This window comes from Tenacibaculum sp. DPLXC6, from assembly GCF_056815515.1.
Genome location: NZ_CP141806.1, coordinates 595,638 through 607,736 on the forward strand (window position 1 = coordinate 595,638; position 12,099 = coordinate 607,736).

The window sequence follows — 12,099 nt, forward strand, 5'->3', positions numbered from 1 at the left end:
ATAACCTTAAAAACCCCTAGTTATATTAATCGGATTTATGATATTTGTAAAATACCGACATTAACCTCCTCAGATTCTTATGATGATAAAAAAATACACCTTTCTTTTTCTTTGTCTGCTATATATTAATCAAAGTTTCTCTCAAAGAGTTAATACTTTAGGTTTATCTAAATTTTCTCAAATAAGTATTATTACATCAGGACCTGGAGAAGCTTTATATGAAAAGTTTGGTCACACAGCTATTAGAGTAAAAGATCCTGTTTTACAACTAGATCTTCTTTACAATTATGGGATTTTTGATTTTGATGACCCTAGCTTTTATGTAAACTTCACCAAAGGCTATATGAAATATAAATTGGCTCGTTATCCGTTCCATTTATCTTTAAAGAGTGCTCAACAAGATAAACGTTGGGTTAAAGAACAAGTTTTAAACTTAACACAACAACAGAGAAATGAGTTCTTTCAGTTTTTAGAAACAAATGCTCTGCCTGAAAATGCAAGTTATTTTTACGATCCTTTTTTCGATAACTGTGCTACCAGACCTCGTGATATAATTCAAAAAGTTACAGGAGATAACTTAGTTTTTAAGGATAATTTTATTACGGAGGATTTATCGTTACGACAATTGATGAATAAAGAAATTAGTCCAAACACATGGGGAAGCTTAGGTATCAATATTGCTTTAGGAAGTAAGTTAGATAAAATAGCCTCTCCAAAAGAATATTTATACCTACCTGATTATGTTTTTGAAGCTTTAAAAGCTTCAAAAATTATCAAAGAAAATAAAGAAGAAGATTTAGTTAAAAAAACCAACATTTTACTCGATTTTGAAGAAAAAGAATCTAAAAGTGATGTTATTAGTCCCTTTTTAGCAATTTTACTACTCTTCTTACTTGGGATATTTATTACTTACAAAGACATAAAAAACTCAAAAAGAAGTAAATGGCTTGACTTTACGTTGTTTTTTACAACAGGAATTTTAGGATTATTAATTGTATTCTTATGGTTCCTTACTAATCATTCAACTGCTCCAAACAACTTCAACTTTTTATGGGCGTTTGCTCCTAATTTAATGGTAGCTTTCTTTTTGCTGAAAGAAAACCCTCCTAAATGGATTCACATTTATATGAAAATTTTATTGATTTTTTTAGTTTTAATTCCTGTTGTTTGGTTAACCAAAATACAGTTATATACCTACCCTATAACTCCTTTGTTTGTATTACTATGGGTTCGTTACTGGTATTTACAAAAAACTTTGAAGCGCTAGTTCGTACCCTTGTAAACCAAAACCAAAAATAACTCCTTTGGCATTAGGAGCAATATAACTTACATGACGAAACTCTTCTCTAGCATGTATATTTGAAATATGCACTTCAACTACAGGGGTTTCTATACCTTTTACAGCATCACCAATACCTACAGATGTATGAGTATAGGCTGCTGCATTTAGAATAATACCATCATAATCAAAACCTACTTCATGCAGTTTATCAATCAACTCTCCCTCTATGTTCGATTGAAAATACTCTAAATTTACATTAGTGTAATTACTTTTTAATTCTTCAAAATAGTCTTCAAAAGAATTTGTTCCATAAATAGCCGGCTCTCTTTTTCCTAGTAAGTTTAAATTAGGTCCGTTAATTAAAATTATTTTTTTCATTCTTAATATTTTCTAAAGTAAAAATACTCTTTTTAATTTTTGAGCATAAAAAAAGGAAGCAATTTTGCTTCCTTTTTAAGTTTATTGTTAAAGTACTTCTTAGAAGTGTAAAGCAAATCCAACATTTAACTGAAAAACGTTGATATCTTCAGAATCACCTAAACCTAAATTATATCTTAATCCTGGCTCAATACTTACCATGTCTCCTAAGAAAATAGCATAACCAGCTTGTAAACCTAAGTAAGAAGCATCATAGTTGTCATAAGAAGCTCCTGAATAATCAATCTGTACTGGAATCATACTAGAAATATAGTATTTTGCTCCAATCTTGTAAGAAAATGCATCTTCAGCACCTCTATCATTGTATCCTAAACCAAATTTAACTGCTAAATCATCCATGATAAAATAACCCGCTTCTGCTCCAATTCCCCATACAGTTTCTGATCCAGCTGGTGTATCAATAGATGATAACTGAAATCCTGTAGCAGCTCCGTGAGCAGCACCAAATCCAGTATTTCCCTCTACTAACCACTTTCCTTTAGCTGTTTGTCCGTTAGCTTCTTGTGCATTAGCTGTAAAACTTGCAGCTACCATAGCAATTACTAATAATAATTTTTTCATAATTTTTAAATTTTATAAATTTTTAGTTTGAGCCGGCAAATATACATCTAAATTAGGACTTTAAGCAATCATTTTTTCCTAAAAAAAAACCAAAACAGCACCAACAAAAACTAACTGCTTCAATATGAATAGGTTAGAGTTCTCCCAAAAAACATCTTTTTCTTAAAGCAAAAAAAGAGGAAGCAACTTTGCTTCCTCTTTTTTACTTATTATTGAGTTTCTTATTATAAAGAAAAAGAATAAGTTCCTCCTAAACCAACAGTTGAAGCTGTAGCTCCATCAAGAGCAACATTTGAATAATCAACATGTAAAGTAATCTTTTCACTTACTTGGTAACCTACCATTGGTCTATAGTAAAAACCACTATCAACTCCAGAAGGTCTAACACCAATTCCGTACCCTAAATCAGCACCAACAACAAACTTCTCAGCTACATTGTAACGACCAGCTACAGCTAAAGGTAAGAAAGCTATATCAGCTCCTTCTCCTTGGAAGTGTACATACGATACAGATGGTCCTACTTTAAAACCTTCAGCTACATTAAATAAATAGTTAGCCTCAATAGCTCCAGTTACGTCAAAACCATCAGCATCACCTACTGGTAAACCAATAGTACCACCAACGTTTAATTGTCCTTCTTGTGCATTAACAGCTAAACCTAAAGCCATCATAGCAACTACTAAAAATTTTTTCATAATTTTTGTTTTATAAGTTTTATTTTGAGCCGGCGAAGATACACCTAAATAAAGTTTTAACAGCTCATTTTTTTAATAAAAAAAGAGGTTAACCCCCTCTTTCTACTTAAAACACTAAAACTTAAAAAGTTAGCTTAAAAATTCTTTTAATAAAAAAAAGGAGTATAATTACCCCCTTTATATTTTATTAAAACTATTAAACTATAGTCCAAATACAACACCAAATCCAAAATTAGCCATTGTACCGCCTTCAACACTAACTCCAGAATATGAAGCTTGAATAGAAGTATTATCTGAAACGTTATATCCTACTAATGGTCTGTAATGAAACCTTCCATCATTTCCATCTGGACTAATACCTATTGCGTAACCTAAATCTAAACCTACAACAAATTTTTCAGAAGCATCAAAACGCGCTGCTGCTGCAATAGGTAAAAAAGAGGCATCTTTAATATCAAAACCAGCAAATTCACCTCCAAAATAATGAGAGTAAGAAACCGAAGGGCCTAACTAAAAATTATCTGAAATACTAAATAAATAATTAGCTTCTAAGCCTATTGCAAAATCGTAACCTGTGTAAGCATCTGCTACAGGTAAACCAATACAAACTTTCCTTCTTGTGCGTTAGCAATTAACCCCACTGCTACCATAGCAATTACTAATAATAATTTTTTCTTAATTTTTAAATTTATAATTATAAGTTTGTCTAGCAAAAATAATTTTAACAATACCTTTTTCTAAAAAAAGCTACTCTTTTAAAAATGAACTGGGAACAAGCTATATCTGATTATACTAATTTTTTAAAAATTGAGAGAGGACTTTCAAAAAACTCTATTGACAGCTATCAAAGAGATATAAAAAAGTTAACCTCATTTGTAAATAATTTAGAAGTAATCCCTTCTCCTGTTTATATAACTCATGAAGTTTTACAACAATTTATTTATGATATAAGTAAAAGCATAAAAGCTCGTAGCCAAGCTCGTTTAATTTCAGGATTACGTAGCTTTTTTGATTTTTTGGTATTTGAAGATTACCGAAAAGACAACCCTACAGACTTAATAGAGAGTCCTAATATCACCAAAAAACTACCTGATACATTAGAAAAAGAAGATATAGATAAGTTAATCGCTGCTATTGATTTAAGTCATCCACAAGGAGAACGCAATAAAACGATTATAGAAACTATTTACAGTTGCGGTCTTCGTGTAAGTGAATTAATAAATCTACAACTCTCTGATTTATTTTTTGACGAAGGTTATATTCAAGTTCTCGGTAAAGGAAATAAATATCGTTTTGTTCCTATTCATATCACCACTATTCATAGGTTAAACTTCTATATTAATGAAATCAGGTCCCAAATTATTCCTAAAAAGGAAGATGAAGATACCGTTTTCCTAAATAGAAGAGGTAAAAAGTTAACTCGCCAAATGATTTTTATTATTTTAAAAGAATTAGCTCAAAAAATCAATCTAAAAAAAAGTATTGGTCCACATACCTTAAGGCATTCTTTTGCTACATATTTACTTAAAAACGGAGCAGACTTACGTGTTATTCAGCAGTTATTAGGACATGAAAGTATTACTACTACAGAGATTTACGTGCATTTAGATAATAGCTACCTTAAAGAAGTTGTTGAATTGCATCACCCCAGAAGTGATTTGAATTTAAACGAGGAAGAATAAACGAAACTATCGGGTACAAAAAAAGGCAAGCTACCTACATCACACCGCTACGACCTAATACCCTTGCTGCGTTCCCGCCCTGGGGGATTCAAAGGGAGCTGGTTGTGTAGGACTTGCCGATGCAAATTTACAACCATTTTTTCGTAAAAAACAACAAAATTTCAATAAAAAAACTGTAACATTTCTAAGTTTTTGAATACTAATAGTTTGTTATTTATATTTTTTTCTTTTGACAGGATAAAATAAACGTAATATTAAAAAAGAATATATTTGTATCACTAACTAAATTCACACAATGGAAAATCAAGCAAAAAGTAAAAACATTATCTTAAACTACGGATTATATTTAGGAGGTGCTTCTATTTTAATAGCACTTATAAAATATGCATTAGGAATGCAATATAAACAAGAATTTATTTCAGGTATTGCAGGTTTTATAGCTCTTGTAGCTTTTATTGTCCTTGGTATACGAAAATATAAATCTAATAATAATGAACTCATTTCATTTGGAAAAGCATTAAAAGTTGGATTAGGTATTACGTTAATAGCTACATTAATTATTATAGTTTATTATGCCATTTTTGCTTTTGTAATAGAACCTAACTTTATGGATAATACTATAGAGATGCAAAAAGTTGTTTGGGCGGACAGCTTTGGAATGACTCCAGAACAAATAGAAAATAGTGAAAAACAATCAAGAAAATTCTTTTTCCTTTCTTTATTCGGTGGCGTATTTATAATGAATATGTTCTTGGGCGGAGTAACGTCCCTTATTGCTGGAGCTATCATGAAAAAAACAGAAGAAGACCAATATTAAAAATAGTTTAAACAAGTTAAAGTTTTACATAAAAGTAATACTTCGTAACTTTACCTTTTTAAACATTGAATAAAATATATGGATATATCGGTAGTAATACCTCTTCTTAACGAAGAAGAGTCTTTACACGAGTTACACGATTGGATTGCAAACGTCATGCAATCCAATCAGTTTTTATACGAGCTCATTTTTATTGATGATGGTAGCACAGATACTTCTTGGAATGTTATTGAAAAGTTATCAGCTAAAAACAAATCAGTTAAAGGAATTCGTTTTCAAAAAAACTACGGAAAATCACAAGCGTTAGATGCTGGTTTTGGTCTAGCAAAAGGACGTGTAGTTATTACTATGGATGCTGACTTACAAGACAGTCCAGATGAAATTCCTGAATTATATAAGCTCATTACTGAAGAAAATTTCGATTTAATTTCTGGATGGAAGAGAAAACGCTACGATAACGTAATTACTAAAAATATTCCATCTAAACTTTTCAATTGGGCTGCTCGTAAAACATCAGGATTAAAATTACACGATTTTAACTGCGGATTAAAAGCTTACAAAAATGAAGTAGTTAAGGCGGTAAAAGTAAGCGGTGAAATGCACCGTTATATTCCTGTTTTAGCTAAAAATGAAGGTTTTAATCGTATTGATGAAAAAGTAGTACAACACCAAGCTCGTAAATACGGAGTTACCAAATTTGGAATGGATCGTTTTGTAAACGGTTTTTTAGACTTAATTACTATTTCCTTTTTATCTAAATTCGGTAAACGCCCTATGCACTTTTTTGGTTTATGGGGAACTTTAATGTTTATTTTCGGATTCTTATCTGCCTTTTTTATTGGGGTGATGAAAATATACCACCTTACTGTCGGAGTAAAAGCAATACTCGTTACAAATAATCCTTGGTTTTACATAGCCTTAACTTCCATGATTTTAGGAACTCTAATGTTTTTAGCAGGATTCTTAGGTGAGCTAATTATCAAGAGTAATCCGCAACAAAAACATTATAAAATTAAAGAACAACTGAATTTTTAAACTCGTACCTTTGTACGTTTTTTTATTTGATACATGAAAGAGATTTTAAACAGCGCAAAACTGTGGCTTTCTGACGATTTCGATTCAGAAACCCAACAAGAAATTCAGCAATTAATTAATACTAATGCTGACGATTTAGCAGATCGTTTTTATAAAAATTTAGAATTCGGAACTGGAGGAATCCGAGGAATTGTTGGCGCAGGTACCAACCGAATTAATAAATACACCTTAGGTAAAGCAACTCAAGGATTAAGTAATTACTTACACAAAACATATCCTGATAAAACATTAAAAGTAGCTATTGGTTACGATTGCCGCCACGACAGTGAATGGTTAGCTAAAGTGGTTGCTGATGTATTATCTGCAAATAACATTCAAGTATTTTTGTTTGAAGATATGCGTCCTACTCCAGAATTATCATTTGCGGTAAATTATTTAGAATGTGACGCAGGAATCGTATTAACAGCTTCTCACAATCCACCAGAATATAACGGGTATAAAGTATATTGGAATGATGGTGGACAAATCGTTCCTCCACAAGACACAGAAATTATCAATGAAGTAAATTCTTTAGCTTTTTCTGAAATCAATTTTAATTCAAAAGAAGAATTGATAACTTCTATCGGAAGCGAAATTGATGAAGCTTTTTGGAAATCTTCTTTAGCTAACGGAACTTTTGATATTAAAGGTCGTGAAGATTTAAAAATAATATTTACTTCTTTACATGGAACGTCTATCAAATTAATTCCAGAGGTTTTAAAACGTGCTGGTTATACTCAAGTTCATATTGTTGAAGAACAAGCTATTCCTGATGGTGATTTCTCTACAGTTGAATCTCCAAATCCAGAAGAACCAGCGGCTCTTAAAATGGCGGTTGATTTAGCTAATAAAATTGATGCTGATATCGTATTGGGAACCGATCCTGATTCAGACAGAATTGGAATTGCTGTTAGAGATATAGATGGAAACATGACTTTGTTAAACGGAAATCAAACCATGAGTATGATGACTGATTTCTTGATTAATGATTGGAAAAAACAAGGGAAGCTAAACGGAAAGCAATTTGTTGGATCAACAATTGTTTCAACCAATTTAGTGAATGAAATAGCAGATTCATATGGAGTGGAAACCAAAGTTGGATTAACTGGCTTTAAATGGATTGCTAAAATGATTAAAGATCATCCTGAACTTAATTTTATAGGCGGTGGTGAAGAAAGTTTTGGCTATATGGTAGGCGATTTTGTGCGTGATAAAGATGCTGTTACCTCTGCCCTACTAGCCTGTGAAATTGCTTCAGATGCAAAATCTAACAATAGTTCTTTCTATAAAGAATTATTGAATTTATATACACGCCATCACTTTTATAAAGAGCATTTAATTTCTTTAGTAAAAAAAGGAATGGATGGAGCGCAGCAAATCAAACAAATGATGATTGATTTACGCAATAACCATTTGACAGAAATAGATGGTGCTAAAGTAGAATACTTATACGATTATCAATCCTCTGTAAGAAGAAATTTAATCACTGGTGAAAAAACCACAATTGACATTCCTAAATCAAATGTATTAATCTATCAAACCAAAGATGGAACTAAAATTGCCGCTCGTCCAAGTGGTACAGAACCTAAAATCAAATTTTACTTTAGTGTTAAAAGTAAATTAAGTGATATTTCAAATGCTAAGGAAGTAGAAAAAGAACTTGACAACAAAATTCAACGTATTATTAAAGAGTTAAACTTATAATGGAATATTTCAAAAAGATTATTAAATATGCTGTCCCATACAAAAAATATGGGTATTTAAATATCTTATTTAATATCTTATATGCATTCTTTTCAACGCTTTCTTTTTTGGTTTTAATGCCAATGTTAGAAGTCATTTTCAAACCTGATACTCCAAAAGTAACAACAAAACCTACTTTTAACGGAATTGCAGATACTATCAGTTATTTTAAAGAGTTTATTTCTTACCATATTACAGGTATAGCAGGAGAAGATAAATCAAAAGCTTTAATGGTAGTTGTTGGTTTAGTTATCATAACTTTTTTCTTTAAAAACATCTTTAATTACTTAGCTATGTATTTTATTACATTTTTAAGGAACGGTGTTTTAAAAGATATTAGAAACGATTTATATAGGAAAACTATAGAGCTACCAATATCCTACTTCTCAGAAAAAAGAAAGGGGGATACTATGGCACGTATTGGTACTGATGTATTAGAAATTCAACATTCTTTTTTATCAATATTATTGATGATTGTTAGAGAACCTTTAACTATTGTATTCACAATTGTAGCAATGGTTTTAATTAGCGTTAAATTAACAATATTTGTTTTTATTTTTATTCCTATTTCTGGTTATATAATTTCCTTAATAGGGAAAAGCTTAAAACGAAAATCAGATAATGTTCAAAAAGAGCAAGGTTATTTTTTATCGTTATTGGAGGAAACTCTAGGGGGATTGAAAGTAATTAAAGGATTTACTGCTGAAAAGGAATTTCAACAAAAATTTGAAGATTCAACTAACCGTTTTTATCATTTTTCAAACACTTTAGTTAACCGTACTAACTTGTCAAGTCCTGCTAGTGAATTTCTAGGCATAGGTGTTATAGCAGTTCTTTTATGGTATGGAGGTATATTAGTTTTAGAAGAAGGCACATTACAAGGCGAAGATTTTATTGCTTATATGGGATTAGCCTACAATATTTTAACTCCAGCAAAAGCTATTTCTAAAGCTAGTTATAGTGTTAAAAAAGGAAATGCTGCTGCTGAACGTGTTTTAGAAATATTAGAAACAGAAAATCCGTTAAAGGATACTTCGAATGCCATTGACAAAAAGACTTTTGACACAGATATTTCAATAGAAAATGTTTCTTTTAAATATGAAGACAACTACGTTCTAGAGGATTTCTCTCTAAGTATACCTAAAGGTAAAATGGTTGCTTTGGTTGGGCAATCAGGAAGTGGTAAATCTACTATCGCAAACTTATTAACGCGTTTTTATGACGTTAACAAAGGTGCTATCGAAATAGATGGTATAAATATTAGAAATATCAAAAAACATTCACTCAGACAATTAGAAGGTTTAGTTACACAAGATTCTATATTGTTCAATGATACAATAAAGAATAATATTACCTTGGGAATTGAAGGTAAAAGTGATGAAGAAATCATCGAAGCTGCAAAAATTGCCAACGCTCACGAATTTATAAAAGACTTGCCTAATGGTTATGATACTAATATTGGTGATAGTGGGAATAAGCTTTCAGGAGGACAAAAACAGCGTTTAAGTATTGCTCGTGCGGTACTTAAAAACCCTCCAATTATGATTTTAGATGAAGCTACATCGGCTTTAGATACAGAATCTGAAAAACTAGTACAAGACGCTTTAGAGAAAATGATGCAAAACAGGACTTCTGTAGTCATTGCACATCGTTTGTCTACTATTCAGAAAGCCGATTTGATTGTAGTAATGCAAAAAGGAAAAATTGTAGAACAAGGAACACACGAAGAACTAATTTCCAAAAGCGGAACATATAAAAAGCTTGTAGAAATGCAATCTTTAGGATAATAAAAAAGAGAAGCAAAATGCTTCTCTTTTTTATTACTTTTATTGTTGACCTATTTTTAAACCTAATTGTTCTCCTTTTTCCAACATAAACTGATAAGAAGCATCATGTTCATTAGGGATTTTACCATCTAATATTGCTTCTTTTATCGCTTCTTTTATCTGACCTATTTCTCTACAAGGTTTTAAATTAAAAGCCTCCATAATCTCTTCTCCGGTAATTGGCGGTTGAAAATTACGAATTCTATCACGCTCTTCTACCTCTTTAATTTTTTGACGAACTATCTCAAAATTTTTATGATATCGCTTAAATTTCTTCGGGTTTTTAGTCGTGATGTCTGCTTCACATAAAGTCATCAATGATTCTACATCATCACCAGCATCAAAAATTAAACGACGCACTGCAGAATCCGTTACTTCACTTGCTAAAACAATCGGACGAGAGCTTAACATCACCATTTTCTGAACAAACTTCATCTTGTTATTCAATGGCATTTTTAAACGTTTGAATAGTTTATATACCATTTTTGATCCCACAAACTCATGTGAATGGAATGTCCAGCCTATTTTTTTGTGATAACGTTTTGTAGGAGCTTTACCTATATCATGTAACAACGCTGCCCAACGAAGCCAAACATCATCCGTATTTTGTGCAATATTATCAACTACTTCTAGTGTATGATAAAAATTATCTTTGTGTTTTTGTCCTTCTACCTCTTCTACTCCTTTTAAAGCAATTAATTCTGGTAAAATTCTTTCTAACAACCCTGTTTTTTCCAATAATAAAAAACCTATAGAAGGCACTGGAGATTCTAAAATTTTATTCAACTCAACTACAATACGCTCACGAGTAATAATATCAATTCTTGAAGCATTTTTTGTGATTGCATTTAATGAATTTTCTTCAATAGTAAAATTCAATTGGGTAGCAAATCGAATAGCACGCATCATACGTAACGGATCGTCAGAATAGGTTATATCTGGATCTAACGGTGTTCTTATAATTTTTGCTTCTAAATCCGCTATACCTCCAAAAGGATCAAGTAACAACCCGAAATCATCTTCATTTAAACTCAATGCTAATGCATTTATCGTAAAATCTCTCCTATTTTGATCGTCTTGTAAGGTTCCTTCAGAAACTTTAGGGTTTCTACTCTCTTCTGAATAAGATTCTTTACGTGCCCCTACGAACTCAATTTCAACATCTTGAAAACGCAACATTGCCGTTCCGTAAGTTTTAAACACTTGAACTTTTGGCTTACTAGGTAGTAATTCAGCTACTTTTTGAGCTAATTCTATTCCACTTCCAACAGCGACAACGTCAATATCTTTAGCTGTTCCACGTTTTAAAATAAAATCACGTACAAAACCGCCAATTACATAGCTTTCTAGTTGTAATTCTTTAGCTGCTTGGGATATATATTGAAATATTTCTGCGGAAATTGCTTCCTTAAAATATTGTTTTTGCATACAATTATTCTCTAATCACAATAACATCGTCACCTTCAATTTTTAAAATGGTTGAAGACTTTTCTGCTACTTTATCTTGATGCAAATTTACCACATAATCTACATTCTTTAAAATTGCTTCGCTTATTTCTGAAAAAGACTTAGGTGTTGGCTCTCCACTAACGTTTGCTGATGTAGAAACAATAGGATTTCCAAACTCTTTAATTAACTGAATACAAAACTCATCCTGTGGAATTCGAATAGCAATCGTATTATCAGAAGCAATGGTATTCGGTGCTAACCCTTTCGGTTTATTGTAAATTATAGTAGTAGGCTTTACCGATGTCTTTAAAATTTCTAAAGCCTTTTCAGGTATATTTCCCACATGGTTTTGCAACATTTCAATAGAGTCAACCAAAATAATTAGACTCTTCGATTCTTCCCTATTTTTTAATTGGTAAATTTTTTTAACAGCGTCTTCATCAGTTGCATCACAACCTAGTCCCCAAACTGTATCAGTTGGATATAGAATTGTTTTATTTGCTTTTAAGTTATTTATTATATCATCTAACAT

11 protein-coding genes and 1 other RNA gene are annotated in these 12,099 nt (G+C 31.3%); 6 read left to right on the forward strand and 6 right to left on the reverse strand.

The annotated features are described in order from the left end of the window. The first annotated feature begins 79 nt into the window (after nucleotides 1-79). On the forward strand, nucleotides 80-1,267 hold the full coding sequence (locus VCM48_RS02655) for a lipoprotein N-acyltransferase Lnb domain-containing protein (protein ID WP_482271510.1): 1,188 nt from the start codon (nucleotides 80-82) through the stop codon (nucleotides 1,265-1,267). Here the strand turns inward: VCM48_RS02655 and aroQ are convergent. The 3 genes from aroQ to VCM48_RS02670 form a co-directional block, all read right to left on the reverse strand. Further along, complete coding sequence (gene aroQ / locus VCM48_RS02660; RefSeq protein ID WP_482271511.1) at nucleotides 1,244-1,660, reverse strand: type II 3-dehydroquinate dehydratase; 417 nt, start codon at nucleotides 1,658-1,660, stop codon at nucleotides 1,244-1,246. The two genes, VCM48_RS02655 and aroQ, sit on opposite strands and share 24 nt — an antisense overlap. 99 nt (nucleotides 1,661-1,759) lie before the next feature. Then, the gene (locus VCM48_RS02665) at nucleotides 1,760-2,281 is read right to left on the reverse strand and encodes a hypothetical protein (protein ID WP_417785112.1); all 522 of its coding nucleotides are present in this window, start codon (nucleotides 2,279-2,281) and stop codon (nucleotides 1,760-1,762) included. Between the two features lie 224 nt (nucleotides 2,282-2,505). Then, nucleotides 2,506-2,976: a hypothetical protein gene (locus VCM48_RS02670; protein ID WP_482271512.1), complete on the reverse strand. Its 471-nt coding sequence runs from the start codon at nucleotides 2,974-2,976 to the stop codon at nucleotides 2,506-2,508. 761 nt (nucleotides 2,977-3,737) lie between these two features. Here VCM48_RS02670 and VCM48_RS02675 point away from each other — a divergent pair. Then, entirely contained in the window at nucleotides 3,738-4,658 is a 921-nt protein-coding gene (locus tag VCM48_RS02675; protein WP_482271513.1) for a site-specific tyrosine recombinase, read from the forward strand. 20 nt (nucleotides 4,659-4,678) lie between these two features. Here VCM48_RS02675 and ffs read toward each other — a convergent pair. Further along, nucleotides 4,679-4,777: signal recognition particle sRNA small type (gene ffs, locus VCM48_RS02680), an RNA gene on the reverse strand. Between the two features lie 176 nt (nucleotides 4,778-4,953). Between ffs and VCM48_RS02685 the strand changes: the two genes are divergently transcribed. The 4 genes from VCM48_RS02685 to VCM48_RS02700 all read left to right on the forward strand — a co-directional run bounded on the left by VCM48_RS02685 (nucleotide 4,954) and on the right by VCM48_RS02700 (nucleotide 10,079). Further along, nucleotides 4,954-5,475, forward strand: coding sequence for a DUF4199 domain-containing protein (locus VCM48_RS02685; RefSeq protein WP_482271514.1), 522 nt, complete (start codon nucleotides 4,954-4,956; stop codon nucleotides 5,473-5,475). A 78-nt stretch (nucleotides 5,476-5,553) separates the two neighbouring features. Next, nucleotides 5,554-6,510: a glycosyltransferase family 2 protein gene (locus tag VCM48_RS02690; RefSeq protein ID WP_482271515.1), complete on the forward strand. Its 957-nt coding sequence runs from the start codon at nucleotides 5,554-5,556 to the stop codon at nucleotides 6,508-6,510. 33 nt (nucleotides 6,511-6,543) lie between these two features. Continuing rightward, complete coding sequence (locus VCM48_RS02695; RefSeq protein ID WP_482271516.1) at nucleotides 6,544-8,253, forward strand: phospho-sugar mutase; 1,710 nt, start codon at nucleotides 6,544-6,546, stop codon at nucleotides 8,251-8,253. Next, on the forward strand, nucleotides 8,253-10,079 hold the full coding sequence (locus VCM48_RS02700) for an ABC transporter ATP-binding protein (RefSeq protein WP_482271517.1): 1,827 nt from the start codon (nucleotides 8,253-8,255) through the stop codon (nucleotides 10,077-10,079). The genes VCM48_RS02695 and VCM48_RS02700 overlap by 1 nt, the downstream gene beginning before the upstream one ends. A 39-nt stretch (nucleotides 10,080-10,118) precedes the next feature. Here VCM48_RS02700 and VCM48_RS02705 read toward each other — a convergent pair whose 3' ends face one another. After that, on the reverse strand, nucleotides 10,119-11,546 hold the full coding sequence (locus tag VCM48_RS02705) for a CCA tRNA nucleotidyltransferase (RefSeq protein ID WP_482271518.1): 1,428 nt from the start codon (nucleotides 11,544-11,546) through the stop codon (nucleotides 10,119-10,121). A gap of 4 nt (nucleotides 11,547-11,550) precedes the next feature. After that, the gene (locus tag VCM48_RS02710; RefSeq protein WP_482271519.1) at nucleotides 11,551-12,099 is read right to left on the reverse strand and encodes an L-threonylcarbamoyladenylate synthase; all 549 of its coding nucleotides are present in this window, start codon (nucleotides 12,097-12,099) and stop codon (nucleotides 11,551-11,553) included.

Coding starts and splice junctions, on each gene's coding strand:
- VCM48_RS02670 (WP_482271512.1), bottom strand. CDS start 2,976: ATGAAAAAATTTTTAGTAGTTGCTATGATGGCTTTAGGTTTAGCTGTT.
- VCM48_RS02710 (WP_482271519.1), bottom strand. CDS start 12,099: ATGTTAGATGATATAATAAATAACTTAAAAGCAAATAAAACAATTCTA.
- VCM48_RS02665 (WP_417785112.1), bottom strand. CDS start 2,281: ATGAAAAAATTATTATTAGTAATTGCTATGGTAGCTGCAAGTTTTACA.
- VCM48_RS02655 (WP_482271510.1), top strand. CDS start 80: ATGATGATAAAAAAATACACCTTTCTTTTTCTTTGTCTGCTATATATT.
- VCM48_RS02695 (WP_482271516.1), top strand. CDS start 6,544: ATGAAAGAGATTTTAAACAGCGCAAAACTGTGGCTTTCTGACGATTTC.
- VCM48_RS02675 (WP_482271513.1), top strand. CDS start 3,738: ATGAACTGGGAACAAGCTATATCTGATTATACTAATTTTTTAAAAATT.
- VCM48_RS02700 (WP_482271517.1), top strand. CDS start 8,253: ATGGAATATTTCAAAAAGATTATTAAATATGCTGTCCCATACAAAAAA.
- aroQ (WP_482271511.1), bottom strand. CDS start 1,660: ATGAAAAAAATAATTTTAATTAACGGACCTAATTTAAACTTACTAGGA.
- VCM48_RS02705 (WP_482271518.1), bottom strand. CDS start 11,546: ATGCAAAAACAATATTTTAAGGAAGCAATTTCCGCAGAAATATTTCAA.
- VCM48_RS02690 (WP_482271515.1), top strand. CDS start 5,554: ATGGATATATCGGTAGTAATACCTCTTCTTAACGAAGAAGAGTCTTTA.
- VCM48_RS02685 (WP_482271514.1), top strand. CDS start 4,954: ATGGAAAATCAAGCAAAAAGTAAAAACATTATCTTAAACTACGGATTA.